Raw genomic sequence first — 26,754 nt, 5'->3', positions numbered from 1 at the left:
TTAGGCGCAGCCTTCGGACTGATCATCAGAAAGCCTTATTGAGAACAACTTTCTTTCCCACCGAAAGTGTACTAGAAATCGCCCATCTCAAATTCTCAGGCAGGCCACGATGACCCTTCCAGCTACCCCCGTCGACTATTCAGCAATCGCCTCGGCACACTCGACGATTGACAATGAAATCAATGGCCTGATCGCGCTGAAAGCGGAGTTGGAGACCAGCCTCAAGCAACCGTTTGAAGAAGCGGTGCGGATCATTCGCGAATCCAAAGGCCGGTTGATCGTCACCGGGATGGGCAAAAGCGGCCATATTGCCAAAAAACTGGCTGCCACTCTGGCCTCCACCGGCACGCCGGCCTTCTTCGTCCATCCAGCCGAAGCCAGCCATGGCGATCTGGGCATGATCCGGCCTGTTGATATTGTGCTGGCCATGTCCTGGTCGGGGGAAACCGCCGAGCTTGCCAACATCATTTCCTACACCCGCCGCTTCAAGGTGCCGATGATCGCCATGACATCCAATCCCGAAAGCACGCTGGCCACCCAGTCGGACCTCAGCCTCTGTCCGCCAAAGGTCAAGGAAGCCTGCCCTCACGGCCTCGCCCCGACCACGTCAACCACCATGCAGCTCTGTCTGGGCGATGCATTGGCCGTTGCCCTGTTGGAAAGCCACGGCTTCACCGCCGCCGACTTCAAGACCTATCATCCGGGTGGCTCGCTTGGCGCCAACCTGCAGTTTGTACGTGACCTGATGCACAAGGGCGCCTCGCTGCCACTGGCAAGACCAGATGTGAAAATGAGCGAAGTGATTGTCATCATGTCGCAAAAGGGCTTTGGCTGTGTTGGTGTCATCGACGAAGCTGGAGCGCTGATCGGCATGGTCACCGACGGCGACTTGCGTCGTCATCTGGCCGATAACCTCCTCAAAAAGCCAGTCGAGGAGGTCATGACCCGGATGCCAAAGACCCTGCCTCCGACCATGCTGGTGCCTGCAGCAATAGAAATGATGAACAGCCTGTCAATCAGTTCGATCTTCGTGGTCGCCGATGACAAACCGGTCGGTATTGTGCATATGCACGATTTCCTGCGGGCGGGCGTGGCATAAAGCCGACGATTCCCCTGCATTTCCAAGGCCCTCTGGCCTGCGCCCTGAATTGTTGCTGCAATGGGCAACATGCCGGGCCAGCCCCACCTTGTTATCCCTTTGGTAACCTTAATCAAATTTACTTCAGATTCGGAGCCTTTGAGCGCTTTCATTAGCAATCCATTAGATCTGTTTTCATAGACTGCCAGTTAATCAAATGGCACCGGGCGTCAGATCCGGCTCATGAAGACAGGAACACAGGAATGGATATTGCAACCCTAATCGGTATGGTCGCGGCTTTCGGCGTTGTGTTGACGGCTGTTCTGCTGGGCGGCACTCTCGGGCAGTTCATTGATATTCCCTCCGTTCTCATCGTGATTGGCGGCGGGTTGTCCGCGACTCTGATCCGCTTCACCCTTGGCGGCATCGGCGGCGCCATTGTAACGGGCGGCAAAGTTGCCTTTGGTGGCAAGAGCACCAACCCGCGCGAGATGATTGAAAAGATCACCGAACTGGCCGACGTTGCCCGCAAGAGCGGCCCGCTTGGCCTTGAGAATGTTGAAGTTGAGGATCCAGTCCTTGCCAAGGGTGTCCAGTTCATTGCCGACGGCTATGAACCCGGCTTCATCCGCGAAAGCATGGAACGCGAACGCGATCTCTATATTGAGCGCCTTCAGGAGGGCAAACGCTTCTACAAACAGCTCGGTGACGCGGCTCCGGCCTTTGGCATGATCGGCACGCTGGTCGGTCTGGTGCAAATGCTGGCCGCGATGGATGACCCTTCGGCAATTGGCCCTGCCATGGCCATCGCCCTGTTGACCACCCTTTATGGTGCGTTGGTTTCCAACATTATTTGTATCCCGATTGTCGACAAGCTCGATTCCAAACTCGATGGTGAAGATCTCAACCAGACCCTGATCATCGATGGCGTCATGCAGATCCGCGAAAACAAGTCTCCGAACCTGATCCGGGAAATGCTGATCGCCTATCTGCCGGAGAAAGCCCGCATCGAGCTTCAGGACGAAGCAGCCTGATCTGCTCCCAGATCTGCTCCACGCAGGTCTCACTGATCACAAGGAAAGGCGTCACGCATGGCCAAGAAAAAGCAACAAGGGGGCGGTGGTGCACCTGATTGGCTGGTCACCTTTGCCGATCTGATGTCGCTGCTCGTCTGCTTCTTCGTTTTGATCATTTCCTTCTCCATTCAGGACGATCAGAAACTGCAGGTCGTTGCCGGATCGATGAAAGATGCCTTCGGTGTCAAACCCGTGATGCGCAAGGCTGGCATGATCGAGATCGAAGGCATGCCCGTTCGCGAGCACATCAAACAGGTCGCAGCGGTGCCGCAGGAAAATGACTCCGACTTTGCCCAGGAGCGCCATGACCAGCGCTCAAAGCAGGGCCCGGAAGCCAACACCCACGATATCGAGAAAACCGAAATCGAACGCCCGCGAATGTTTGCCACCGCCGCCGCTTCCCTGCGTCAGGCCTGGCAGGAAATGCCGGAAATTACCGAAATTTCGAAGCATATCATCATCGAGGAAGACAAGGACGGCCTGAACATCCAGATGGTTGATCAGGATGGTCGCTCGATGTTTGCCGAAGGTTCGAAATATCCCTACGATTTCACCCGCCGCCTCCTCGTCCACATGGCACCGGTCCTTGCCCGAATGCCAAACCGGATCAAGATCAGCGGTCACACCACAGCCTCGAACGTACCTGTCACCTCGGGCTATACGGGCTGGGAATTGTCATCAGACCGCGCCAACGCTGTCCGCTCGATCCTGATGGAACATGGTGTTGCATCCGATCAGGTCTTTGGAGTGGAAGGCAAATCGGACACGGATCCACTCTTCCCGAACGACCCCTATCTGGCCGCCAACCGACGCATCACGATCCTGCTGATGTCCGAGGAGCCGCCCCTGCCACCGACCCATCAGCCCTAAGGCTGGGCATCGGCTGCATTGACCGACAAGAGAGCGTTGCTGACCCCTCAGTAACGCTCTTTACACATGGTCTCGCCCCTTTCGCCTTTGAGAGAGATTTCAGCCACTGCGTATTTCTGCTAAAGCTCGCGGGTACGTACAATCTCCATTCCAGTCAGGCCGAACCTCACCCCGTTAGGACACATCAATGCATATTTTCCAGCTTGAGAAGTGGCAACATGATCATCAGTTTCTTGATGATGATCGCAACCGGAAAAATGCCCGTCGCACATTCTATGTCGTCCTGTTGACCATCGTCACAATGGTCGTTGAGATCACTGCTGGCATGGTCTTCAACTCCATGGCCCTCTTGGCCGATGGCTGGCACATGGCATCTCATGCTGGGGCGTTGGGTCTGACCGTGCTTGCCTACTCGCTGGCCCGCAAGCATGCCGCCAACCGTCAGTTCACCTTTGGTGTCGGCAAGATCGAGATTCTCGGCGGCTACACCAATGCGGTCATTCTGGGGCTGGTGGCTTTGTTCATGATCTATGAATCCATCCTTCGTCTGTTCAACCCGCTGGACATCGCCTTTAACGAGGCAATGCTGGTGGCCTGCCTTGGCCTGATTGTCAATCTGGTCAGCGCCTATCTGCTGCATGAGGATGGCCATCATCACCATCATCACGGGCACGGGCACGGGCATCATCATCACGACCACGGTCACCATGATCATGCGCACCATGATCACGATCATCATGACCATCATGACCATCACGCCAGCGGCAAAGACCACAATATGCGGGCGGCTTATCTGCATGTCATGGCCGATGCGCTGACCTCCATTCTGGCGATTGTCGCGCTGTTATTTGGCAAACATTTTGGTTGGACATGGATGGATGCCATGATGGGGCTGGTCGGGGCCTTTGTTATCGGCAAATGGGCTTACGGGTTGGTCACAGAAACCGGTTCGATTTTGCTTGACCGGGCACCGGACGAACATCTCGCCCAAAAAGCCATCCAACTGATCGAAGCCGATGCTGACAATCGGGTGTCTGATCATCACATTTGGTATATCGGCTCGGACCGCTATGCTGCGATCCTGTCGGTCGTCACCCATTATCCGCGCAGCGCCGAGCATTACAAGGCTCTGCTCAAGCCTCTGCAGCAAATTGCCCATATCACCATCGAGGTCAATGTCTGCACTGAAGAGGCCTGCATGCCCATTCCCGACCTCGAGACGTCCTGAAGCAAAGCAACCTCCGGTACGATACAAAAAAGCAGACCAGACGGAAGCCTGATCTGCTTTGTCGTTTGAAGGATAAGGCCGATCAGCGATCAGAGCGGCACGACATCCAGCACCGTGCCATTGCTGCCAATGACGCGCACCTTTTGCCCTGCGGCGACATCCGGCCCGGCCACGCGCCAATAACTGTCATTCACCTTGACCCGCCCCTGACCATTTTCGATCGGCGCATCGAGAATATAGACCTGCCCCACCAGCGCTTGGGCGCGGGCATTGAGCAACGGCTTGTCGGAAGCCGTCGAGGCCGTTCTTTTGAGGATATATCGCCCGGCAATCACCGAGACCAACGACAGAAGGCCAAACAGGATGAAGGCATGTTGCCAGCTCAGCTCAAAGAAGAAACCAAGTATGCCGACAATCAGGGCCGCTAGTCCGAACCACAAAAACATCGTCCCCGGCGCCAGCAATTCCAGCACCAAAAGCAAAAGACCGAGAATGAGCCATGCCCATTCTCCCTGTTCGATGAAAAACTGCTGTATCATCTTGTCCCTTTCCTAGCCAGCCATCGGAGCAAAAACCGCAAAGACCCCTATTCTATTGGTCATCGCGCACGTCCGGCACCCGACCGGAGCGATTGGCCCCCGGCGCGTCCTTGCCAAAGACCTGCTTGCTCAACTCGCCAATGCCCCCAAGGGCCCCCAGAATGGAGGTGGCTTCGATCGGCAACATGACGACTTTCTGATTTGGTGCCTTGACCACCTCGCCCAACGTTTCGACATACTTGCTGGCGACAAAATAGTTGATGGCCTGCACATCGCCTTCAGCGATGGCCTTACTGACCATTTCCGTTGCCTTGGCTTCGGCTTCGGCTGCACGCTCGCGGGCTTCTGCCTCAAGGAAGGCGGCTTCCCGCGCCCCTTGGGCTTCAAGGATCTGCGATTGCTTTTCGCCTTCGGCGCGCAAAATCTCCGATTGACGCTGCCCTTCAGCTTCCAGAATGGATGCGCGCTTCTCACGCTCAGCCTTCATCTGACGGCCCATGGCTTCCACCAGATCGCGCGGCGGGTTGATGTCCTTGATCTCGATACGCGAAATCTTGACGCCCCAAGGGGCCGCAGCCGCATCCACCACATGCAACAGCTTGGCATTGATTTCGTCCCTGTTGGACAGCAACTCATCCAGATCCATCGACCCCATCACCGTCCGGATGTTGGTCATGGTCAGGTTCAGCAGCGCAGATTCCAGATTATGCACTTCGTAGGCTGCGTCCGCTGCATTCATGATCTGATAGAAGGCAACCCCATCCGAAGCGATGGCGGCATTGTCGCGCGTGATGACTTCCTGGCTTGGAACATCGAGCACCTGCTCCATCATGTTCATCCGGGCGCCGATCCGGTCAATGAACGGCACAATCAGCGCCAGACCGGGCCTTAGCGTTCGCGTATAGGCCCCAAAGCGTTCAATGGTGAAATTGTAGCCCTGCGGCACCGTCTTGATCCCGGCCAGCAGGATCAGGACAAACAGCACCACCAGCACGATGGCGACAATATCAAAACCGATAATATTCATAGAGCAACTCCTCAACTGGCAGCCATTGCAGGGTCGGAAACAACCACCGATATGCAACAACAACCGCAACCGCCTGAAGTCTGATCAACATAAAGTGTCTTTGCAGACACAGATACACATCAACAGCGTGGCATCACTATGCGTCAGGCCGACAACAAGAACAAATACTTAGTCCTCTTCTGCCCAACTTTCCCGCACCAGTCCCATCGTGCCAAACCGGGCAACATCACACCCAAACCTGCCCTAAGGGAAGTTTTCGCAAATTCCGCAAAAGATTCACTTCTTTTACCCAATATTTAATCCCGTTCTGTCATAACAGTCTGTCAGAACAGATGGGGGTCTGTTCCGAAATGTCAGCCAAGGGGACCACTGATGTTGCAGCCAATACGGCATGGCAGCGCCGTGCTTGTCGATCATAACACGTTTCAGCGCAAACTGCTCCGAACCGTGCTTCGATCCTCCGGTTTCATTCGCGTCAGCGAATTTGAAGACGTGGAGATCGGTCTTGACGAGTCCAGCCGGATTTTCCCTGACTTTGTTTTCATCGATTACGAGACCGCTCAGGAATCTGAATTGTTCAGAAGCCGCGAGAATATGCGAACAAAGATGCTTGGCGCCAACACCCACATGTTCATTCTGATGCAGGAGCCGACCCGCCAGCGGGTTACCAAGGCCGTTGGATTTGGTGCCCACTGGGTGATCTCCCGCCCATTCTCTCCCAAAAGCCTCAATGAACGCCTGCGCGCCATCCTCAACCCGGGCTATGCAACGCCAGTCCAACCGGAGCCGCCCAGCAAACGGCGCGCCGAAAGCCTGATCTCGCGCCCGATCCGCGACGACGACACCATGGACGATCTTTCCGAACATATGCACGACTTGCTGAATTACTCGCAGGACTACAAGAATCAGCTTTCGTCCACCCGAGCTGCAACGCGCCAGAATATTCTCAATCGCATCCATGAACTGGAAAAGAGTCTGCAATCCCGCCACAATGCGGCGGATGCCCGGAACGAAGATAACAGCGTCATGCTGATCTAACACAGCCTTTTGCCCGTAAACCGCATTGCTGTGTCCGCCAGCCAGTCGCACGGGCCCCTTCCGCATAAACCCTTAGCTGTTGCAATCGATTAAAATATCAAGTATTCATGATATATGGATAAGATAACTGCAATCACAGCCTTCTCGGCTCTCAGTCAGGAAACCCGACTTGATGTCTTCCGCCTTTTGATCAAGGCAGGCAACAACGGCCTATTGTCCGGGGAAATGGGGGAGAAGCTCGGCGTGCGTCAAAACACCATGTCGACCAACCTCAACATTCTGCTGCGCGCAGGCCTCATACGAAACGAGCGACAAGGCCGCTCCGTTCGCTATTTCGCTGACATGGAGGGAATCGGCGGACTGATTGACTATTTGCTTCAGGATTGTTGCGGCGGCTCAAAGGAAATGTGTGCCACAACGATCCAGATCCTTACGCAACCACATGCAGCGCAACGCTGCTCTGATTGAACAACAGGAAACCATACCCCGATGGCGATTACGATCTATCACAATCCCAATTGCGGCACATCACGCAACGTCCTGGCCATGATCCGCGAAGCCGGGATTGAGCCAACCATCATCGAATATCTCGAAACGCCACCAAGCCGGGAAGAACTGATCGCCCTGATCGACGCCATGCCGATCACCACCCGTGACCTGCTGCGCCAGAAAGGAACGCCCTATGAGGAACTGGGCCTTGGCGATGACAGCCTCACCGATGAGCAGTTGCTCGATGCCATGATGGCCCATCCGATCCTGATCAATCGCCCCATCGTGGTCAGCGACAAGGGCACGAATCTGTGCCGCCCATCGGAAAAAGTCCTGGAGCTGTTGCCCGTCGACATTGGCAGCTTCACCAAGGAAGACGGCGAAGTCGTCACCAGCAAGGGGCTTTGAGATGGACCAAATTAACCCTCAGGCCTTTAATACGGCATTTGAAAAAAGGGATCATCTGGCCGATGAGACTCACCTCAGAGAGATCGACGCTCAGGCACTGGCTGGCCCCGGCGATGACGGGCACAAGCCGCGTATCCTGCTCCTCTATGGTTCACTGCGCAAACGCTCCTTCTCCCGTCTGGTGGCAGAGGAATCCGCTCGTATCCTGACCCGCATGGGAGCGGAATGCAGGATCTTCAATCCGTCCGGGCTGCCCTTGCCCGATGATGCCGATGCAAAGCATGAAAAGGTGCAGGAACTGCGCGCCCTTTCCGCGTGGTCAGAAGGCATGGTTTGGGTCTCGCCCGAACGCCACGGCGCCATGACCGGCATCATGAAGGCCCAGATCGACTGGATCCCCCTGTCCCTCGGCGCGGTGCGCCCGACCCAAGGCAAAACGCTAGCCCTGATGCAAGTGGAAGGCGGCTCCCAGAGCTTCAACGCGGTCAATCAGATGCGCATCTTGGGCCGTTGGATGCGGATGATCACCATCCCCAATCAGTCATCCATCGCCAAGGCCTTCACGGAATTTGACGATGATGATCGCATCAAGCCCTCGCCTTATTACAATCGCATTGTCGATGTCTGTGAGGAACTGATGAAGTTCACCTGGATGACCCGCAGCCGCAGCGACTATCTGGTCGACCGCTATTCCGAGCGGGTGGAAACCGGCCAGCAATTGATCGATCGCGTCAATGGGGCGGATATCAAATAGGCCAGAATAGAACAAGCCCGCCTCTCAGGAAGCGGGCTTCGTTCGTTTCAGACAGGTGGAGCGATCAGGCGGAGTAATCGCGCTTGTCGGCAATCACCATGCCATCATTGGGCAGGCTGCCCACGGCCACCAGTTCGACCGATCCGCGAATCTTGGTGATGTCGCGCAGCGCCTCTGACACCGCAGTCACATCAACGGCAGCCTTGTCTCCGACTTCCACTCGAAGCATCATCGCATCCTGATCATCGGCGCGCTCCACGTCAAGCCGCACTTTCAGGATCGCATCGAACCGTTTGACCAGTTCATCAAGCTGGGTCGGGTCGATGAACATGCCTTTGACCTTGGTACGCTGGTCTGCACGCCCCATCCAGCCATTGATGCGCGATGCGGTCCGGCCACATGGGCTCGGCTCGGGCAGGATTGCCGTCAAATCGCCTGTGCCAAAGCGGATCAGCGGATAGACATCGCTAAAGGCTGTTACCACCAGCTCCCCAACCTCGCCATCGGCCACCGGATCATTGGTGCCGGGACGGACAATCTCGACAATGAAATCCTCATTGATCAGCATCCCCTCAGAGCCAAGACTCTCATAGGCGATGATGCCCAGATCCGCCGTCGCATAACATTGCGCCGTGGCAATGCCGCGCGCTTGGTAGGCCGCGCGCATTGAGGGAAACAAAGCCCCGCCCGACACAAGCGCCTTTTTCAGGCTGTCGAGCGTGACACCCATCTCATCGGCTTTTTCCAAAATCACCTTGAGGAAATCCGGCGTTCCGACATAGGCAACCGGCTTCAGGCTCGCCATCGCCTCCACCTGCATTTCGGTATTGCCGATGCCAGCCGGGAAAACCGCGCAGCCCAGTGCCCGGGCGCTTTCATCCAGAATGAAGCCACCCGGCGTCATATGATAGGCAAAGGCATTATGCACCATGTCACCGGGTCTGAGGCCTGCCGCAAACAGCGCCCGCGCCCCACGCCAAGGATCAATTCCAAGCCCCTGCGGTTCCCAGATCGGACCGGGCGACATAAAGACCCGACCAAAGTCCTTCGGCTCGCCAATGGCAAAGCCACCAAAGGGGGGATTGGCCTTCTGGGCTGCCTGCAACACGCTCTTGCGCAACACCGGCAGGCTGGCCAAAGCCGCCCGATCCGTGATCGCTGCTGGGTCGATTTCTGCCAGATGCGTTGCCCAGCCAGCGCCGCCAGCCTTGACGCGCGCGATCAGCGCAGGCAGACGGGCAAAAAGGGCTTTTTCGCGGGCGGCGGGTTCTTGCAGATCCCGTTCATCAAAATAGTCAGACATGGGTCACCCGATCAGGCCAGCCAGCGCTTGCGGCGCTTATAATGCTTCACATTGCGGAAGGATTTCTGCCCTTCGCCACCAACGCCGAGATAGAATTCCTTCACATCCTCATTCTCGCTGAGATCCTTGGCAGCGCCATCCATCACCACGCGCCCACCTTCCAGAATATAGCCATAGGAGGCATAGCGCAGGGCAACGGAGGTATTCTGCTCGGCCAGCAGGAAGGACACCCCTTCCTTCTCATTCAGCTGTTTGACGATCTCAAAAATCTCTTCCACCAGCTGCGGCGCAAGACCCATGGAGGGTTCATCGAGCAGGATCATCGACGGACTGGCCATCATCGCCCGGCCAATAGCGCACATTTGCTGTTCCCCACCCGATGTGTAACCGGCCTGCGATTGCCGCCGCTCACGCAGACGGGGGAAATAATCATAGACCATTTCAAGGTCGCGCTTGATCGCAGCAGCGCCATCCTTGCGGGTATAGGCCCCGGTCAACAGATTTTCCTCGATCGACAAATGGCCAAAACAATGACGGCCTTCCATCACCTGAATGCAGCCACGTCGTACCAGATCATTCGGGCTCAGCGCCTGCACCTGTTCGCCTTCAAAGACAATCGAGCCCTTGGTCACATCGCCACGCTCGGCCCCCAGCAGATTGGAGATCGCCTTCAGGGTCGTGGTCTTGCCCGCCCCGTTGGCCCCAAGAATAGCCACAATGCCGCCACGGGGAACGGTCAACGAAACACCCTTGAGCACCAGAATGACGTGATCATAGATCACCTCGATATTGTTTACCGACAGAATCGTATCGCTCTTGACGTCAGTCACCTAAGTCTCCTCCCCGAATGTCACCTCGGCCTGTCCCAATCTGGATTTTGCAATGGCATATATGTCTCAAAAGCCTGTCGCGAGCAGGCCGCGACAGGTTGGATCGAAAACTCGATCCGGTTGGCAAGGGCCGAAACCGGGCCGCATCACTCGCCCCTTGCTCTTTTGTCCACGGGATCGACGACCACCGGAGCACACAAAGGGCACTCCGGCACCATCATCCCATGGTCATCACATGCACTTGCGTGGCTCGAAGCTGTTTTCCTTGGCGTAAGCCATGGAGTCTTCTTTGATCAACGGCGTGGTCACATCATCCATCGGCTCGACAAAGTCGGAGATGAGGGCCCATTTCTTGGCTGATGCATTCCACTGCTGGACGGCAATCTTGGATGGACCGCGATGGTCCGAACAGCCAAGCTTGACCGCACCGGTGAAGCCGGGAAGACCCAGTTCTGCCCAGCGGGCATCGGAGATTTCGAGGGCTTCGAAGCCTTCCTTGACCATCTCGCCGGTTAGCTCCTTGGTGTCATGGATCTCCATCGCCTTGCGAATGGCTTCGGCCACGATCACACCGGCATAGATGCCACGGTTATAATGGGTCTCGCCAATGCGATCTTTGAAGTCCGGATCGACCGCTTTGCCTTTGCCATAGACATGGGTCTTGATATCGGCAAACAGCGGGAAGTCAGAGCCAACATTGACGAAATTCAAGGCCTTGTAGCCATTGGCCGCGTCACCCGCTGGCAGCACGTCATTCTCGCCACCGGACCACCAGACGCCGATGAATTTTTCCATCGGGAAGCGAATGGATGAGGCTTCCTTGATGGCGACCTGGTTCATAACGCCCCAGCCCCACATCAGCACCCAGTCCGGCTGACCACGACGGATCTGCAACCAGGTTGCCTTCTGCTCCTGACCGGGATGATCAACCGGCAGCAAGGTCAATTCGAAGCCATATTGCTCAGCGAGTTTTTCAAGGGTCCGGATCGGCTCCTTGCCATAAGCAGAGTTATGATAAACGAGGGAGATTTTCTTGCCCTTGAGGTTGGCTTCCCCACCCTCACTATCAATCACATGCTTGATGGCAACGGTCGCGCCATCCCAATAGGTAGCGGGCGGGTTGAAGACATATTCGAACACTTCCCCGTTGCGTGCCGAGGTCCGGCCATAGCCGATGGTCACCAGCGGGATCTTGTCCGCAGTCACTTTCGGGATCAACTGATAGGTGATGCCGGTGGACAAGGGCAGATAGGCCAGCGCGCCAGAGCCGATATTCTTGGTTTTCTCGTAGCATTCAACACCCTTTTTGGTGTTGTAGCCGGTCTCGCAGGGCACCACATTGGCTTTCACCCCGTTGATGCCGCCGTCGCGTTCATTGAGCAGCGCGAAATAGTCCGCGTAGCCGTTGGCATAGGGAATACCGCCCGGCGCGTAAGGACCGGTCCGATAGTCGAGCGATGGCAGAACCAGCTCGCTGGCCATCGCCGCGGCCGGTGCCATCAGGCTTGCCGCCAGACAGGCCACGGCCAGTTTCGTCTTGGCAAATTTCATTGTCGTTCCTCCAATATGCGTGCCTGCCACCTTCTTGTTGGCTTGGTCAGACACTCCTCCGAAAAAGGTTGCTCCACAAACGAAGCCTATGGGCCCTGCCCGCATGATCAGCCAATTGCCCCTTTCCTCCATGGGACCACCGGCGAACCCTCATACATCAATGCGGGAAAGGCCAGATTCTCAGCTTCTCCTTAAAGATCTGCCACAGACGGGCAAGCCCATGCGGCTCGACGATCAGGAAGAAGATGATGAGCGCACCCATCAGAATGATCTGAAGATGCTCTGACATGGCGGTCGACAAACCAAGCGTGTCCACCATGAAATTCTTGAAAGCGATCGGGAACAGCCACAGGAAGGCAGCCCCCAAAAAGGAGCCCATGATGGTTCCCAAACCACCAACAATGACCATGAACAGGATCAAAAAGGACTGATCAATGCCAAAAGCTTCGGTCGGCTCTGCCGCCCCGAGCCAGACACCGAAATACAGCGCTCCCCCCATGCCGATCAGAAAACTGGACACAGCAAAGGCAGTCAGTTTGGTGGTCAAGGGACGCACACCAATCAGTTCGGCGGCAATATCCATGTCGCGGATCGCCATCCACTGACGCCCGATGCGACCGCGCACGACATTCTTGGTCATCCATGCGGCCAGCGTCACAAAGATCAGGCAGAAGAAATATTTATACAGGATCGGCGCATTCGGACCGGTCACCTCGAACAGCAGGCTCGTCCGCTCTGGCGCGTTGATCTGCCCGGTGGCGGAATCGTTGTAGAACCACGACACCTTGTTGAACAGCCAGATGATGAAGAACTGCGCCGCCAGCGTCGCCACCGCCAGATAGAAGCCCTTGATCCGCAACGACGGCAGACCGAACAACGAGCCGACCAAAGCGGTGACAAAACCAGAAAGCACCACCACCACGGCAAAATCAAGGCCGGGGAAGGACGTCATCAGCTTGAAGGATGCATAGGATCCAACCGCCATAAAAGCCCCGGTGCCGAGCGAAATCTGACCGCAATAGCCCACCAGCACATTCAGCCCCAGCGCAATCAGTGTATAGATCAGCAAAGGCAGAAGGATCGCGTTGCCCCAATAGTCATTGACGAAGAAGGGCACCACCAGATAGGCAACGGCCAGAATGACGATCATGCCGTAGCGATCCTGAGCAATCGGGAAAATCGCCCGATCGTCGGTATAGTTGGTCTTGAATTGACCTGTTTCGCGATAGAACATCCGTTACACCCTTTCGATGATCTTTTCGCCGAACAAGCCCTGCGGACGAACCAGCAGGAAGGCGAGCGCCAGCATATAGGCAAACCAGTTTTCAACGGCTCCGCCAACAAACGGACCCATATAAACCTCGGCAACCTTTTCGCCGACGCCAATGATCAGACCGCCGACAATCGCGCCGGGAATGGAGGTAAAGCCCCCAAGGATCAGCACCGGCAGGGCTTTGAGCGCAATCAGCGACAGCGAGAATTGCACGCCCGACTTGGTGCCCCACATGATGCCGGCAACCAGAGCCACAATGCCTGCCACCGACCAGACAATCACCCAGATGGTGTTAAGCGAAATGCCAACCGACAAGGCAGCCTGATGGTCATCGGCCACCGCCCGCAGCGCCCGACCAATGCGGGTCTTCTGGAAAAAGACCGCCAGAGCCGCCACCAGAACCATCGCAATGATCGCGGCAACGACTTCCAGCTTCTCGACATAGAGATTGTAATTGTCGAGCAGATAGTCTGATGCCCCTTGCGGCAGACCGATATCAAGCGGTTTGACGTCCGAGCCCCAGAGTACGTCGCCCAGCCCTTCGAGCACATAGGCCAGACCAATGGTTGCCATGAACAGGATGATCGGATCCTGATTGACCAGATGGCGCAGGATCAACCGCTCAATCAGCCACGCCAGCAGGATCATCACCCCGACCGCAGCAGGCAAAGCCAGCCAGATGGGCAAGCCGAGCTTTTCCTGAACACCGACAAAGGTCAGCGCCGCAAACAGACACATCACCCCTTGCGCAAAGTTGAAAATGCCCGAGGCCTTGAAGATCAGTACGAAACCGAGCGCGACCAGCGCATACATCACCCCGGCCATCAGACCGGAAATGACGGTTTCCAAAAAGAAAGCGAATTCCATACCCATGGACTTGCCTCCGTCAAACAAATGAGAAAATACGGGTGATCATCAGTGCGAGACGCCGAGATAGGCATCGATCACTTCCTTGTTGGCCTGCACCTCTGCTGGTGGGCCATCCCCGATTTTCTTGCCATAATCCAGAACAACGACACGGTCGGACAAATCCATCACAACCCCCATGTCATGCTCGATGAGAGCGATGGTGGTGCCATAGCGCTGATTGGTCTCGATGATGAAGCGGGACATGTCCTCCTTCTCCTCAAGATTCATCCCCGCCATTGGCTCATCCAGCAGCAACAGGTCCGGCTCCATAGCCAAAGCCCGAGCCAGCTCCACCCGTTTCTGCAAACCGTAAGGCAACTTGCCCACCGGTTTGTTGCGGATATGCTGGATTTCCAGAAAGTCGATGATTTCCTCGACCTTTGCGCGATGGGCATTCTCTTCCTTCAAGGCAGGCCCCATATGCAGGCACTGCCAGAAGAAATTGGCATTCATCTTCAGGCCCCGCCCGGTCATGACATTGTCGAGCGTCGACATGCCCTTGAAGAGCGCCACATTCTGAAACGTCCGGGCGATGCCACTCTTTGCTGCCTCGTGGGGCTTCATCCGACGGCGCACCTCACCCTGCCAGAAGATCGTGCCTTCCTGCGGGTGATAAAAGCCGTTGATGACATTCAGCATCGAGGTCTTGCCCGCGCCGTTCGGACCGATGATGGCGCGGATTTCACCCTTGTGAATGTCAAAGGAAATGTCCGTGATTGCCTTCACACCGCCGAAGGACAGCGACACATGCTCAACCGCCAGCATCACTTCAGGCTCGGCCTGTTGCGCGGCGACATTGCTCATCTGCTCGCTTACATTGCCTTGAAAAGTCATTCTGCCGCCTCCCCAACACTGGTTTCATACGGGAAGACCTTGGCGTCAGACAGCCTGACCGTCGCCTCGATCGAGCCTTTGCGGCCATCCTCGAACACCACTTCGGTCTTGGTATATTGCTCAGCCTTGTCGCTATAGAGCGCTTCGATCAGATCGTCATAGCGCTCGGCAACAAAGCGGCGGCGGACTTTTTGGGTGCGGGTCAGCTCGCCGTCATCGGCATCCAGCTCCTTGTGGAGCACAAGAAAACGACTGATCTGGGAGGCCGCCATGATCGGCTCTTTTGCCAGATCCGCATTCACCTGCTCGATATGCGAGCGGATCATCGCATAGACTTCCGGGTGCCCCGCCAGTTCCTGATAGGAAGCGTAGGCGATATTGTTGCGCTCAGCCCAGTTACCCACCGCATTGAGGTCAATATTGACAAAGACGGTGGCACTGTCGCGGCCATCACCAAAGGCAACGGCTTCCTTGATGTTGGGGAAGAATTTGAGCTTGTTCTCGATATATTTCGGCGCGAACATCGCCCCATTGGTCAGCTTGCCCACATCCTTGGCGCGATCAATGATCTTGAGGTGACCGCGATCATCAAAAAAGCCAGCATCACCAGACTGCACCCAACCCTCGTCATCCTTGGTGTCCTTGGTGCTTTCTTCATTTTTATAGTAGGCAACAAACACACCGGGCGAGCGGAACAAGACCTCGCCATTGTCGGCAATCCGGATTTCGACATCCTTTGCCGGTTTTCCCACCGTATCGGAATAGATCTCGCCATCCGGCTGAACGGTCACGAAGATCGAGGCTTCGGTCTGGCCATAAAGCTGTTTGAGATTGATCCCCAGCGAGCGATAGAAACGGAAGATTTCCGGCCCGATGGCTTCCCCCGCCGTATAGCCCACGCGGATATTGGAAAAGCCGAAGGTGTTTTTCAGCGGCCCGTAAATGATCAGATCCCCAAGCCAGTATTTCAGCCGATCCATGAAGGCGACCGACTTTCCATTGAGAATATCTTCGCCAACCCGTTCCGCATGCTTGATGAAATAATGGAACAAGGCCTGCTTCATGGCACTCGCATCTTCCATCCGGATCATCACCGAGGTCAGCAAAGCTTCAAACATCCGTGGTGGCGCAAAGAAGAAGGATGGACCGATTTCCTGCAGATCCGTCTGCATGGTCTCCGTGCTTTCCGGACAGGAAATGCAATAGCCCGCAACATAGGACTGGCAATAGGAAAAGAGATGATCGCCAACCCATGCCAGTGGCAGATAGGCGAGCACTTCATCCTTCTCGGTGAGTTTTTCGGCCTCACAGGCATTGATGCCGGAAATCATCACATTGTCATTCGACAGCATCACGCCCTTTGGTTTGCCGGTGGTGCCCGAGGTATAGAGCATCACCCCGATATCCGCCCCTTTGCCTTTGGCAATCCCGTCCAGCCACGCCTGCTCGCGCCCGGGCTCATTGACCAGCATCTTGCGACCAATGGTCTGCACATCACCAAAAGCATGCAGATGGCTGTGATCATAGTCTCGCAGACCCTTCGGGTCGTCATAGACCACATCCTTAAGCACGGTCAGCTTGTCCGAAATCTCCAGAATCTTGTCGACCTGTTCCTGATCCTCAGCAACCACCAGCTTGGCGTTGGCATGATCAAGAATGTAATGCAGCTCCTCTGCCGCGCTGTCGGCGTAAACTGGCACCGGAACAGCCCCCAGCGCCTGCGCGGCGGCAAATGTGAAATAGAGCCGTGGACGATTGGTGCCGAGAATGGCGATATGGTCGCCTTTCCCAACCCCCAGTTCTGCAAGACCGACCGAAAAGGCACGCACTTCCTCCAAAGTGTCACCCCAGGTCCAGGTCTGCCAGATTCCCAGATCTTTCTCCCGCAAAGCAGGTCGATCCCGCCATTGTTTGGCGTTCCGCAACAACACGGCTGGAAAGGTTTCCAAACGCGTCGATGCAGTCTCCTCCGCAACTGACATAGTCGTTTCCTCTGTTCCCTAAGAAGGGTCCCATTGATTGGGTTATTTATATTTTTTTCAATCTAACGCTGAAAGGAACGGACAAATCAAGGGGCAGTGGTGCTTATTGGCCGAAGGATTTAGAAAGCAAAAGCGTGTTTTTTGAACTTTCATAATTGTGCAAGTGCGTGATTTATAATCATTCTTTTGCATTCCGTTTACGTCAACATTCCAAATTGTGTGGCAATATCAGTACCTTCCCTCTGGCACCCGATCACACAACACTGCAATTTACGTAAACGTCAAAAGACTTTCCAGAAAAGACAAGCCCGGATGCCGCAAACAAAGCTATGCGACAAAAGTCACGCGCTTCTGTGAATAACCTCGAAGGGCAATAGCCGCTCGTTGGTTTCACCCGCAACCATTTTTCCAAACCAACCCGGATAAGTCAATTTTGCCAGCAACTTCTCTGCCATGCAGGGCTCTTTGGCTCAGGTGATTCTGTGCCCTGCCCTGCTCAAGTCGTGCAATGAGACCAGATGTCGCATTCCGTCAGCAGACCCTGAAGCAAGCGCTTGGCAACAAAAAAGCCGGGTCAGGAGACCCGGCTTTTCAATGTCATACTATCTTTTCCATCCAGACAGGATCAACCATAGATCACCGTCGGCAACCAGGTAGCCAGAGCCGGCAGATACCACAGCAGGACCAACGCACAGATCTGGATCATAACGAACGGAATGATACCCCGATAGATCTGCGACGTCCGCACGGTTGGTGGTGCCACACCGCGCAGATAGAACAGAGCGAACCCGAAGGGTGGCGTCAGGAAGGACGTCTGCAGGTTCACGGCCATCATAATTCCCAGCCAGACCGGGCTCATCGGCTCCCCGTTTGGCATTTCCATCTGCAACAGAACCGGCGCAACCATTGGCACGACCACGAAGACAATTTCGAGGAAATCGAGGAAGAAGCCGAGGAAGAACATCAGCACCATCACCGCGATCATGGCGCCAATGGCACCACCGGGAATATTCGACAGGGCTTCCTGAATCATTTCCTCGCCGCCAAGGCCACGGAAGACCAGCGAGAAGAGCGACGCACCGATCAAAATGACGAACACCATGGAGGTAACCTGCGTCGTTCCTTCCATCACCGGCTTGAGAACGCCGGTTTTGATGAGCCGGATGATTGCAGTCACAATGCCAAACATCAGAACCAGCACGAAAAAGGCCGCAGCATAGATCGCAATCTGATCAGATGCCGGAATGACGTCCCGCGCCACACGCAAGTCCATGTTGGCCGTCAGCACCAGCACCGCGACAAGCGCCACCGCCGCCAGAAAGATCGGCCAGCTGTGGTCTTCGTCCAGACGATAACCAGCCAGCAGGATCGCACCGACAGCCCCCACGGCAGCCGCTTCGGTTGGCGTGGCGATGCCACCAAGGATAGAACCGAGCACTGCAAGGATCAGAAGGATCGGCGGCACCAGCGCATGAAGGATTTCCTTGCCCGTCACACCCGGATTTTCAGCCTTCGGAATGGATGGTGCGGAGCTTGGCTTGAGAATGGCAATCACCACCTGATAGATGATATAGAAGCCAACGAGCATCAGACCCGGCAACAAGGCACCGGCAAACAGGTCACCAACAGACACGGTCTCTGGTGAGAAGATCCCCATTTCCAGCTGCGCCTTCTGATAGGCGTTGGATAGCTGGTCACCCAGAATGACAAGCACGATGGACGGTGGAATGATCTGCCCCAACGTACCGGCGGCGGCAATCGAGCCACAGGCCAATTCCGGTGAATAGCCGCGCTTGAGCATGGTTGGCAGCGACAACAGCCCCATGGTCACAACGGTCGCACCGACAATCCCGGTCGAAGCGGCCAGCAAGGCCCCCACGATGGACACGGCAATACCAAGCCCGCCGTGAACCGATCCCATCAGGCGTCCCATCGTGTCGAGCAGCTCTTCGGCCACCTTGGAGCGCTCCAGTGTTACACCCATAAAGACAAACAAAGGCACAGCAATCAGCACCTCGTTGCTCATGGTGCCGAAAATACGCTGTGGCAGAGCCGACAGGAACGACATGTCGAAGGCACCGGCCGACCAACCGATCAATGCGAAAGCAAGCGCGACACCGGCCAGCGTGAAGGCCACCGGGAAGCCTAGCATCAACACGACACAGGCAGCCCCAAACATCAAAAGATCAAGAATATGAGCGAACGCTTCCATTAGTGGCTCCCACCCATTTGCTGCAGACGACGCAGCTCTTGTTCATCGCCCTGCAGGGCGTACCAGCTGCGCACCATCATCACGAAGGCCTGCAGCCCCATTTGCACAGCGAACCCGATGATCGCACTTTTCAAGAGGAACCGCGCCTGAATGCCCGAGGTTTCCTGACTGCCTTCCAAGATCGCCCAGCTGTTGGCAACATAGTGCCAGGAAGCAAACACGATCAGCACGCAGACGGGAATGACCAGAAAGGCCGCGCCGAACAGATTGACATAAGCCTTCGTCCGCGCGCGCGCTTCGCGATAGAAAATATCGACGCGCACATGGCCTTCCTTGGAGAAGGTATAGGCGGAAGCAAGCATGAACAGGAAAGCATGCAAATAGACGATCAGTTCCTGCATCCAGATGGAACCAACGCCAAACACATAGCGCATCAGTACGACGGTAAATTGTATGAGAACGATGAAGAGTGTGAACCATGCCAACGTCTGGCCTGTCACAACATTGACCCGATCGATCAGGTCCGCGAGAGCGCGCATATGTCTAACTCCTGGCTGATCCTGTTCGCAGACTTCCCCAGATGGAAATCCGTCACAAAGCGACAGATCACACCCGACCTCGAACAGGAGGTCCTTCGACACAGACCCAAAAGAAGGGCAGCATCAGCCATTTCGGCTTTTATTGTTGAAGTGCCCGCCGAAACGAGCGAGATGCCCTCCCCGCACCGGGGCGGGAAGGGCGGTAGGCTCTCATCAGAGAGTGATTATCCCAACACGCGGTCGCGGTTGGCGGTGTAGGTCTGCTCGGCAATGCGGTTCCAGTCACCCACATCCTTGCGTGCCTTGATGTAGCTGTCATAGATGCGCTTGGACAGGTCGTCGGTTTTGGCCACTTCCGCAACCACTTCCTCAGACACCTTGCCGATGGCATCAAAGACATCATCAGGGAACTGCTTCAGATTGACCTTGTGCTTGTTCAGCAGGGTTTCCAGAGCGGCACCGTTTTTGGCGTTGAACTCGGAGAACATGAAGTTGTTTTCAGCCAGACATGCATTCTGAACAATCGCCTGATCCCCTTTCGACAGGCTGTTGAACACGTCAAGATTGACGCCCGAAGCAAGCCCTGAACCTGGCTCGTGGAAACCAGGATAGTAGTAGAATTTGGTGATCTTGTAGAAGCCGAAGGCCAGATCATTCCAAGGCCCCACCCACTCGGTCGCGTCAATTGCGCCCGACTGCAGGGATGGGAAGATTTCGCCACCCGGCAGAGCCACGGCAGACGCACCAAGGCGACGCAGCACTTCACCGCCGAGCCCAGGCATACGCATTTTCAGGCCTTTGAGATCTTCAAGGGTGTTGATTTCCTTGTTAAACCAACCGCCCATCTGAACACCGGTATTGCCAGCCATGAAAGGCTTGATGTTGAACTTGGCGGACAGCTCATCCCACAATTCCTGACCACCGGCATTGTTGATCCAGGCATCCAGCTCGTTTGCCGTCAGGCCCATTGGTACGGCGGTAAAGAAGTTGAAAGCCGGGTGCTTGCCCTGCCAGTAATATTCAGCACCGTGATACATGTCGGCGGTGCCGGTAGAAACGGCATCAAAGCTTTCGAATGCAGGCACCAGTTCGCCAGCAGCATAGAGCTTGACGGTCAGGCGACCATCGGTCATCGCAGTGATGCGGTCAGCGACGCGCTGAGCACCGGTGCCAAGACCGGGGAAGTTTTTCGGCCAAGTGGTGACCATTTTCAGCGTGCGCTTATCCTGCGCAATTGCTGGAGCTGCAAGCGTGGTTGCTGCAGCTGCGCCAGAAGCAAGGCTGGCTTTCTTCAAAAAGGAACGACGATCCATCTAATAATTCTCCTCCACAGGCAATCTTTGTGATTGCAGACCAGTTCGGTCGGTTTTTTTGCTTACATAAACGCTTCTGGAGGCACTACAGTAGTAGCTGCGACAGACGGTGCGTACAAATACGCAACTCCCTCCCCAAAAGCCCCTCTACGAGCAACATACGAACATAAAAGACCACTGATTCCAATGGAAAATTGCTATCGTTTTCCAATATCTGTCAGAATAGTATTTTCGTCGTATGGACGACCAATTCAGCCTCTTTTCTGCAGAAAAGCCCAGTTTCGCACTGTGTCTGGGGTTAACAAGGCAATCCACGACGAGCCGATCGCTCCCCAGCAACACCTGTTGCAAGGGAGCAAAACCGGCGTCAGACGTCGCGCGCCAACCCCATGGCACGGTTGCGATAAAGAGCGTAGGTCTGGTCAGCAATGCTGCCCCAGCCCGCAAGCTCCTTGCGTGCTGCCGAGAAACTTTCGAGCACACGGCCTGTAAATTCATCTTCCGCGGCCACTTCAGCAACCACCTCATCGGCAGCCTTTGCGATGGCGTCGAACACTTCATCGGGGAACTTCTTCAACTGCACGCCATGCTTGGTCAGCAGCGTATTGAGTGCCCGGCCATTGTTGGCATTGAACTCGGCATAGGCGTCAGCGGTCGCAGCCTTGCAAGCCTGCTGAACGATCGCCTGATCGGCAGCCGACAGGCTGTTGAAGACATCGAGATTGAAGCCACAGGACATGGCCGTCCCCGGCTCATGGAAGCCCGGATAATAGTAGAATTTGGTGATCTTGTAGAAGCCGAAGGCCAGATCGTTCCAAGGACCGACCCATTCGGTTGCGTCGATCGCCCCGGATTGCAAGGAGGGGAAAACCTCCCCGCCGGGCAAAGACACAGCGGAAGCCCCAAGACGACGCAGCACTTCACCCCCAAGACCCGGCATGCGGATTTTCAGGCCTTTGAGATCATCAACAGCATTGATTTCCTTGGTGAACCAGCCACCCATCTGGACGCCGGTATTGCCAGCCATGAAAGCCTTGATGTTGAACTTGCCAGCCAACTCGTCCCAGAGTTGCTGACCACCGCCATGATACATCCATGCATCCATTTCACTGGCGGTCAGCCCCATCGGCACCGTGGCAAAGAAGTTGAAGGCCTTATGTTTGCCCTGCCAGTAATATTCTGCCCCGTGATAGAGGTCGGCTGACCCGGTAGAAACGGCATCGAAGCATTCAAAGGCCGGCACCAGTTCGCCTGCGGAATAGAGCTTGACCGTCAAACGCCCGTCGGTCATTGCCGTGATATTGTCAGCCAGCTTCTGAGCTGCCGTACCAAGACCGGGAAAATTCTTCGGCCATGTCGTCACCATCCGCAAGGTGCGTTTGTTCTGGGCGATGGCAGGCGCCGCGAGCGTGGAGGCAGCCGCGGCACCGGAGACGAGGCTGGCTTGTTTCAGAAAAGATCGGCGATCCATTTTGCTTCCTTCTCCCGTCTGCAAAGCCCAACGGGAGATCCCTTCAGATCAGTGGTCAATGTTACCGTCAGGTCGGGAGAGAAGGGAAATGAATGGCACCCTTCCGCCCCCAAAGCTATAGACGAAAGATGTAGAATGGAAACATATGAACATGCAGAGCGAAATTTTCAAACAAAAATTCCAGAAACTATATCAAAGGCTTGTTGAATGTTGCTTGCTGACTATAGAGAAACAAAAATATACAAACTTCCCCTTAGGCAATTTAAGCATTTGCCCGCATTATGCACAGGAGGTCGAATGATCACCTATTCTGTTCCACATGCGGCCCCGACATCGGTCACGAACCCCGCCCCGCTACCGCTTTCCCAACCCGGCCATAACTTGACACGGTCGGCAAGCCATGCAACCCAAAATCAGGCGCAGCCCGACACAAGCAAGCGCCGAACGAGACGTCTTGATCCCCGGACATCAGAGTAAGTCATGCAAAAAGCACCAACGACCAAAGCCTCAGACATGCGCGGCAACCTGCCCTTCAAGCTGAAGATCCTGATGATCGCCATCCTACCGATCATTCTTGCATCCGCCCTGACGAGCTGGGTCATTCATATTGGTGCAAACCGACTGATCGAGATCGAGACATCCCTGATCGAACAGCGGATCCTGACCTTCCGCCAGAAGGAGCTGGAAAATTACGCGTCACTGGCGCTGACTGCCATCGATCATGAATATTCCCACGCGCAAGTGCCAAGCCAGGATGCAAAACAGGCGGTCATTCGGATCCTCAACAATCTGAACTATGGCAATGACGGCTACTTCTTTGCCTATGACCGATCTGGCACCAGTCTGGTCAATGCCCCAACGCCCGAGCTGATTGGCGCCAATCTCTGGTATATCAAGGATAAAGACGGCAAGTTCATCATTCAGGGCCTGATGAAACAGGCGATCAATGGTGGCGGCTTCTTCACCTACCGCTGGAACAAGCCCTCCACCAAAACCGAAACCCAGAAGCTGAGCTATGCCACCTATCTGCCCAAATGGGGCTGGATGCTTGGCACCGGGCTCTATCTCGATGACATCGAACAGCAGGTCGTCGCTTTCCGCAGTGATATGCTCAAGGAAATCCGCAAGGCCGAAACCGTCCTGTTTCTGGTTGCCCTGTTGGCTGTGGTCGTCACGGCCATCGCCATCGCCGCTGTCAACTATAATGAGCACAAACTGGCCGACGTCCGCCTGAAGGCGCTGACCCGGCGCATTGTTGACGTGCAGGAAGAAGAACGCAAACGCGTCTCCCATGACCTCCATGACGGCATCAACCAGTTGCTGGTCAGCGTGCGACATCGGGTCGAGTTGGCTCGCGAGCAACTGGGCGATCCAGTCAAGGCCAAACAGTTGCTGACCAAAAGCATGGCCATTCTGGATACCTCCATTGCCGATGTTCGCCGGATGTCCAAGGCCCTGCATCCTTCTGCACTTGACAATATCGGCCTTGCGGTCGCCGTGCGCGAACTGGCGAAAGACTTCGAGGAAAGCACGCGCATCACCACCCGGGTCAAGACAGACCCTATCGGCGACAGGATCGAGGAAACGGCCAAAATCGCCATCTATCGTGTTCTGCAAGAGGCACTGACCAACATTGCCCGCCATTCCAAAGCCAGCCATGTCGACATTTCTCTCACGATCGATGACACCCTCAACAAGGTCACGCTGCAGATTGCCGACAATGGTATCGGGTTGAAAAACCCCGATCAGGTCCCCCATCCCGACGGATTGGGCCTGCGCAACATGGCCGAGCGCATGGAGAGCCATGGCGGTACCATGTCGATCCGCAATGGCAACCATGGTGGTGTCGAACTGATCGCTCACATGCCCCAAATCTGATACGAACTGTTTGGCAAGTATGGCCTTGGGGAAATCTGAAAACCCTCAGGTCGACATGGGATGGTCACATCCCGGCAAACGGCGACCCGCGATGCGGCGGCCGTTGCCAGCCGTCAACAAACAGCCTGAAAGACGCAGCAGATCATCCACACCGAGGCGAGACGCGTCTGTGTGAAACCACCCGCTCAGCGTGGCCCCTTGCGCTTTTCTTTGATTTTTGACCCAAGCCTGTATATTGCAGAACCACAACAGAATGGCCCAAAGCCACACCTGCTGACATCTACCAGCCGCAAAGACAGGCAAAATGGACGGATGGAAGCCCCATAACGAATAAGACGACCAGAGGAGGAAACCAGCGCCAAGAGGGAAACCAATCTCACAGGCCTGTTTCCGAGAGAGTTCGAAATGACCTTCAACAGAGACGTCCCCACCGCACAGGTTCCCCCCCGCAAGAGCCTGCGCATTGTCATCGCCGACGATCATGCTCTCGTGCGTGACGGCATCCGCGCCCGTCTGGAGATGATCGACAATCTGGACATTGTGGCGGAGGCCTCCGATGGCTTTGAGGCGGTCAATCTGACCCGTCTGCACAATCCGGACATCGTCATGCTCGACATATCGATGCCCAATTGCAACGGTCTGGAAGCGGCCCGCATGATCCGCTCGGAAAACAGCAAATGCCGCATTCTGTTCTTGTCAATGCATGACAATGCCGAATATGTCAAAGCGGCCGTGGATGCAGGCGCCAATGGCTATCTGCTCAAGGATGTCTGCACCTCCGGCATGACCTCGGCCATCGCTTCGGTTGCTGCAGGTGGCTTCTATGTCTCGAAAAACATCTCTCTGGATGCCCTCAAGGATGACGGCGACAAGGCCGCCAGCAATCCCTACAATCTCACCGAGCGCGAGCTTGATGTCCTCAAAGGCATTGCCGAGGGCAAAGCCAACAAGGCGATTGCCAGCGAATTGGGGATCGGTGTCAGAACGGTAGAAAGCCATCGCCAGCGGATGCGCGAGAAAATTGGTGGCGGCAATGCGGCCCAACTGACTCACATCGCCATGGAAATGGGCCTGATCAATTCGGGCTCCACCGACAAGCTGGCACCCTAGAGCAGGTTTGCCAGCAACAGGACCAACCCAAAGCCCATGACGATCACGCCACCTGCGGCCAGCAACACAATACCGAACCAGTTAACCCACTGGCTCGACAGACCGCGCGATACCAGCCCTTGCGAAAAGCTGCGGGCATAGACGGCAACCAATGCCAGAATGGCGATGGTCAGCCCGGTCCCCAGCCCCATCGCATAGGCCGCAAGAATACCCGCCCAGAACACCTTTTGTGACAGGGCGAAGACCAGCACAATCAAGGCCCCCGAACAGGGACGCAGGCCCATCGACAGCACCGCCAGAACCATGCCGCGCAGCCCCTTGACCTGCTCGACCGTTTCAACACTCGGCGCATGGCTGTGACCACAACCGCAACTACCCTCATGGTGGTGATCATGATGATGACCATGATCGTGGTCATGATCGTGATCGTGGTGATCCTCATGATCGGAATGGACATGAGGCTGTGACGCTGCCCCGGCCCTGATCTGCTCGGCAGTGCCCCGCCAGGCCCGCAGCAGCAACCAGCCTCCGAGCAGCACGAACAGGACATAGGAGCCAAGTTCGAGCAATTGCGCGGTCTGGGTGATGGCCATCGCGGTGAGATTGAGCGCCACGGCTGCAATCCCAATCAGAATGACCGCCACCGAGGCCTGCACCATTGCCGCGATCAACGCCAAAAGCGCCCCGCGCCGCGCCGTCGCGCCAGAAGCAAACAGATATGTGGTCAGCACCACCTTGCCATGGCCGGGACCGGCCGCATGAAACACCCCATAGGCGAAAGATAGCCCCAACAGCAGGATAAGCGCTGTCGGGTTATTCTCCACCTGTTTCACCGCATCCTTCAGCGCCAGATAAAATTCGGATTGCCGGGCAAGGATCCAGCCTTGAACCTCGCCCCACAAACCGGTCGTGGTCACTGGACCTGTGGTGTCCGGAATGGCCACTCCAAAGGGCGAAAGCGCAGCAAAGGCCTCTGGCGCAGCCAACAACCAACAGGCCACTGCCATAAACACCACCACACACAGCAAAGACCGTGAATGGA

24 protein-coding genes are annotated in these 26,754 nt (G+C 55.9%); 10 read left to right on the top strand and 14 right to left on the bottom strand.

Features of this window, described 5'->3' with window-relative positions; all coding sequences use genetic code 11:
- Positions 1-109 precede the first annotated feature (109 nt).
- The 4 genes from DSD30_RS14870 (at position 110) to dmeF (ending at position 4,252) form a co-directional block, all read left to right on the top strand.
- On the top strand, positions 110-1,099 hold the full coding sequence (locus tag DSD30_RS14870; RefSeq protein WP_114010520.1) for a KpsF/GutQ family sugar-phosphate isomerase: 990 nt from the start codon (positions 110-112) through the stop codon (positions 1,097-1,099).
- A 242-nt stretch (positions 1,100-1,341) separates the two neighbouring features.
- Complete coding sequence (locus DSD30_RS14865; protein WP_114010519.1) at positions 1,342-2,112, top strand: MotA/TolQ/ExbB proton channel family protein; 771 nt, start codon at positions 1,342-1,344, stop codon at positions 2,110-2,112.
- 57 nt (positions 2,113-2,169) lie between these two features.
- Entirely contained in the window at positions 2,170-3,024 is an 855-nt protein-coding gene (locus DSD30_RS14860) for an OmpA/MotB family protein (protein WP_114010518.1), read from the top strand.
- A 187-nt stretch (positions 3,025-3,211) separates the two neighbouring features.
- A complete protein-coding gene (dmeF, locus tag DSD30_RS14855; protein ID WP_114010517.1) occupies positions 3,212-4,252 on the top strand; it encodes a CDF family Co(II)/Ni(II) efflux transporter DmeF in 1,041 nt (346 codons plus the stop codon).
- 89 nt (positions 4,253-4,341) lie between these two features.
- On the opposite strand, the gene DSD30_RS14850 is transcribed toward dmeF, so the two are convergent.
- Positions 4,342-4,791, bottom strand: coding sequence for an NfeD family protein (locus DSD30_RS14850; RefSeq protein WP_114010516.1), 450 nt, complete (start codon positions 4,789-4,791; stop codon positions 4,342-4,344).
- Positions 4,792-4,843: 52 nt separating this feature from the next.
- Complete coding sequence (locus tag DSD30_RS14845; protein WP_114010515.1) at positions 4,844-5,818, bottom strand: SPFH domain-containing protein; 975 nt, start codon at positions 5,816-5,818, stop codon at positions 4,844-4,846.
- 372 nt (positions 5,819-6,190) lie between these two features.
- Between DSD30_RS14845 and DSD30_RS14840 the strand changes: the two genes are divergently transcribed.
- The 4 genes from DSD30_RS14840 to arsH all read left to right on the top strand — a co-directional run bounded on the left by DSD30_RS14840 (position 6,191) and on the right by arsH (position 8,507).
- Positions 6,191-6,856: an ANTAR domain-containing protein gene (locus tag DSD30_RS14840; protein WP_114010514.1), complete on the top strand. Its 666-nt coding sequence runs from the start codon at positions 6,191-6,193 to the stop codon at positions 6,854-6,856.
- A 114-nt stretch (positions 6,857-6,970) separates the two neighbouring features.
- A complete protein-coding gene (locus DSD30_RS14835) occupies positions 6,971-7,324 on the top strand; it encodes an ArsR/SmtB family transcription factor (RefSeq protein ID WP_114010513.1) in 354 nt (117 codons plus the stop codon).
- Positions 7,325-7,345: 21 nt separating this feature from the next.
- A complete protein-coding gene (gene arsC, locus DSD30_RS14830) occupies positions 7,346-7,753 on the top strand; it encodes an arsenate reductase (glutaredoxin) (protein WP_114010512.1) in 408 nt (135 codons plus the stop codon).
- A 1-nt stretch (position 7,754) separates the two neighbouring features.
- On the top strand, positions 7,755-8,507 hold the full coding sequence (gene arsH, locus DSD30_RS14825) for an arsenical resistance protein ArsH (RefSeq protein WP_114010511.1): 753 nt from the start codon (positions 7,755-7,757) through the stop codon (positions 8,505-8,507).
- Between the two features lie 64 nt (positions 8,508-8,571).
- Here arsH and DSD30_RS14820 read toward each other — a convergent pair whose 3' ends face one another.
- The 11 genes from DSD30_RS14820 to DSD30_RS14770 all read right to left on the bottom strand — a co-directional run bounded on the left by DSD30_RS14820 (position 8,572) and on the right by DSD30_RS14770 (position 22,724).
- Positions 8,572-9,810 carry a phenylacetate--CoA ligase family protein gene (locus DSD30_RS14820; protein WP_114010510.1) on the bottom strand — a complete coding sequence of 413 codons (1,239 nt, stop codon included), beginning with the start codon at positions 9,808-9,810 and terminating at the stop codon, positions 8,572-8,574.
- Between the two features lie 11 nt (positions 9,811-9,821).
- A complete protein-coding gene (locus tag DSD30_RS14815; protein WP_114010509.1) occupies positions 9,822-10,640 on the bottom strand; it encodes an ABC transporter ATP-binding protein in 819 nt (272 codons plus the stop codon).
- 231 nt (positions 10,641-10,871) lie between these two features.
- Entirely contained in the window at positions 10,872-12,191 is a 1,320-nt protein-coding gene (locus tag DSD30_RS14810) for an ABC transporter substrate-binding protein (protein ID WP_114010832.1), read from the bottom strand.
- 157 nt (positions 12,192-12,348) lie between these two features.
- Entirely contained in the window at positions 12,349-13,425 is a 1,077-nt protein-coding gene (locus tag DSD30_RS14805) for a branched-chain amino acid ABC transporter permease (RefSeq protein WP_114010508.1), read from the bottom strand.
- Positions 13,426-13,428: 3 nt separating this feature from the next.
- Positions 13,429-14,337: a branched-chain amino acid ABC transporter permease gene (locus tag DSD30_RS14800; RefSeq protein ID WP_114010507.1), complete on the bottom strand. Its 909-nt coding sequence runs from the start codon at positions 14,335-14,337 to the stop codon at positions 13,429-13,431.
- A 42-nt stretch (positions 14,338-14,379) separates the two neighbouring features.
- On the bottom strand, positions 14,380-15,177 hold the full coding sequence (locus tag DSD30_RS14795) for an ABC transporter ATP-binding protein (RefSeq protein WP_171022166.1): 798 nt from the start codon (positions 15,175-15,177) through the stop codon (positions 14,380-14,382).
- A gap of 26 nt (positions 15,178-15,203) precedes the next feature.
- A complete protein-coding gene (locus tag DSD30_RS14790) occupies positions 15,204-17,189 on the bottom strand; it encodes an AMP-binding protein (RefSeq protein ID WP_114010505.1) in 1,986 nt (661 codons plus the stop codon).
- A gap of 625 nt (positions 17,190-17,814) precedes the next feature.
- On the bottom strand, positions 17,815-19,401 hold the full coding sequence (locus tag DSD30_RS14785; RefSeq protein ID WP_114010504.1) for a TRAP transporter large permease: 1,587 nt from the start codon (positions 19,399-19,401) through the stop codon (positions 17,815-17,817).
- The gene (locus tag DSD30_RS14780; RefSeq protein ID WP_114010503.1) at positions 19,401-19,940 is read right to left on the bottom strand and encodes a TRAP transporter small permease subunit; all 540 of its coding nucleotides are present in this window, start codon (positions 19,938-19,940) and stop codon (positions 19,401-19,403) included. The genes DSD30_RS14785 and DSD30_RS14780 overlap by 1 nt, the downstream gene beginning before the upstream one ends.
- 224 nt (positions 19,941-20,164) lie before the next feature.
- Positions 20,165-21,253, bottom strand: coding sequence for a TRAP transporter substrate-binding protein (locus DSD30_RS14775; RefSeq protein WP_114010502.1), 1,089 nt, complete (start codon positions 21,251-21,253; stop codon positions 20,165-20,167).
- 367 nt (positions 21,254-21,620) lie between these two features.
- Positions 21,621-22,724: a TRAP transporter substrate-binding protein gene (locus DSD30_RS14770; protein ID WP_114010501.1), complete on the bottom strand. Its 1,104-nt coding sequence runs from the start codon at positions 22,722-22,724 to the stop codon at positions 21,621-21,623.
- Positions 22,725-23,204: 480 nt separating this feature from the next.
- On the opposite strand from DSD30_RS14770, the gene DSD30_RS14765 reads away from it, so the two are divergent.
- Together DSD30_RS14765 and DSD30_RS14760 are read left to right on the top strand one after the other, a co-directional pair.
- Positions 23,205-24,602 (top strand): cache domain-containing protein, encoded by a 1,398-nt coding sequence (locus DSD30_RS14765; RefSeq protein ID WP_114010500.1) that lies wholly within the window; start codon positions 23,205-23,207, stop codon positions 24,600-24,602.
- Between the two features lie 405 nt (positions 24,603-25,007).
- Positions 25,008-25,712 (top strand): response regulator, encoded by a 705-nt coding sequence (locus DSD30_RS14760; RefSeq protein ID WP_114010499.1) that lies wholly within the window; start codon positions 25,008-25,010, stop codon positions 25,710-25,712.
- Here DSD30_RS14760 and DSD30_RS14755 read toward each other — a convergent pair.
- The gene (locus DSD30_RS14755; RefSeq protein WP_157967724.1) at positions 25,709-26,719 is read right to left on the bottom strand and encodes a nickel/cobalt transporter; all 1,011 of its coding nucleotides are present in this window, start codon (positions 26,717-26,719) and stop codon (positions 25,709-25,711) included. The genes DSD30_RS14760 and DSD30_RS14755 overlap by 4 nt on opposite strands.
- Positions 26,720-26,754 lie beyond the last annotated feature (35 nt).

This window comes from Cohaesibacter intestini, assembly GCF_003324485.1.
Classification (GTDB): domain Bacteria; phylum Pseudomonadota; class Alphaproteobacteria; order Rhizobiales; family Cohaesibacteraceae; genus Cohaesibacter; species Cohaesibacter intestini.
The sequence above is the reverse complement of the archived record's forward strand: the minus strand, read 5'-3'. Positions and strand labels throughout refer to the sequence as shown.

Bases quoted from the DNA above. Each gene is read 5' to 3' on its own strand.
- DSD30_RS14840 (WP_114010514.1), top strand. From the start codon at position 6,191: ATGTTGCAGCCAATACGGCATGGCAGCGCCGTGCTTGTCGATCATAAC.
- DSD30_RS14810 (WP_114010832.1), bottom strand. From the start codon at position 12,191: ATGAAATTTGCCAAGACGAAACTGGCCGTGGCCTGTCTGGCGGCAAGC.
- DSD30_RS14770 (WP_114010501.1), bottom strand. From the start codon at position 22,724: ATGGATCGCCGATCTTTTCTGAAACAAGCCAGCCTCGTCTCCGGTGCC.
- dmeF (WP_114010517.1), top strand. From the start codon at position 3,212: ATGCATATTTTCCAGCTTGAGAAGTGGCAACATGATCATCAGTTTCTT.
- DSD30_RS14795 (WP_171022166.1), bottom strand. From the start codon at position 15,177: ATGAGCAATGTCGCCGCGCAACAGGCCGAGCCTGAAGTGATGCTGGCG.
- DSD30_RS14870 (WP_114010520.1), top strand. From the start codon at position 110: ATGACCCTTCCAGCTACCCCCGTCGACTATTCAGCAATCGCCTCGGCA.
- DSD30_RS14785 (WP_114010504.1), bottom strand. From the start codon at position 19,401: ATGGAAGCGTTCGCTCATATTCTTGATCTTTTGATGTTTGGGGCTGCC.
- DSD30_RS14755 (WP_157967724.1), bottom strand. From the start codon at position 26,719: ATGGCAGTGGCCTGTTGGTTGTTGGCTGCGCCAGAGGCCTTTGCTGCG.
- DSD30_RS14765 (WP_114010500.1), top strand. From the start codon at position 23,205: ATGCAAAAAGCACCAACGACCAAAGCCTCAGACATGCGCGGCAACCTG.
- DSD30_RS14820 (WP_114010510.1), bottom strand. From the start codon at position 9,810: ATGTCTGACTATTTTGATGAACGGGATCTGCAAGAACCCGCCGCCCGC.
- DSD30_RS14790 (WP_114010505.1), bottom strand. From the start codon at position 17,189: ATGTCAGTTGCGGAGGAGACTGCATCGACGCGTTTGGAAACCTTTCCA.
- DSD30_RS14865 (WP_114010519.1), top strand. From the start codon at position 1,342: ATGGATATTGCAACCCTAATCGGTATGGTCGCGGCTTTCGGCGTTGTG.
- DSD30_RS14760 (WP_114010499.1), top strand. From the start codon at position 25,008: ATGACCTTCAACAGAGACGTCCCCACCGCACAGGTTCCCCCCCGCAAG.
- DSD30_RS14850 (WP_114010516.1), bottom strand. From the start codon at position 4,791: ATGATACAGCAGTTTTTCATCGAACAGGGAGAATGGGCATGGCTCATT.
- DSD30_RS14860 (WP_114010518.1), top strand. From the start codon at position 2,170: ATGGCCAAGAAAAAGCAACAAGGGGGCGGTGGTGCACCTGATTGGCTG.
- DSD30_RS14780 (WP_114010503.1), bottom strand. From the start codon at position 19,940: ATGCGCGCTCTCGCGGACCTGATCGATCGGGTCAATGTTGTGACAGGC.
- DSD30_RS14800 (WP_114010507.1), bottom strand. From the start codon at position 14,337: ATGGGTATGGAATTCGCTTTCTTTTTGGAAACCGTCATTTCCGGTCTG.
- DSD30_RS14805 (WP_114010508.1), bottom strand. From the start codon at position 13,425: ATGTTCTATCGCGAAACAGGTCAATTCAAGACCAACTATACCGACGAT.
- DSD30_RS14775 (WP_114010502.1), bottom strand. From the start codon at position 21,253: ATGGATCGTCGTTCCTTTTTGAAGAAAGCCAGCCTTGCTTCTGGCGCA.
- DSD30_RS14835 (WP_114010513.1), top strand. From the start codon at position 6,971: ATGGATAAGATAACTGCAATCACAGCCTTCTCGGCTCTCAGTCAGGAA.
- DSD30_RS14845 (WP_114010515.1), bottom strand. From the start codon at position 5,818: ATGAATATTATCGGTTTTGATATTGTCGCCATCGTGCTGGTGGTGCTG.
- arsC (WP_114010512.1), top strand. From the start codon at position 7,346: ATGGCGATTACGATCTATCACAATCCCAATTGCGGCACATCACGCAAC.
- arsH (WP_114010511.1), top strand. From the start codon at position 7,755: ATGGACCAAATTAACCCTCAGGCCTTTAATACGGCATTTGAAAAAAGG.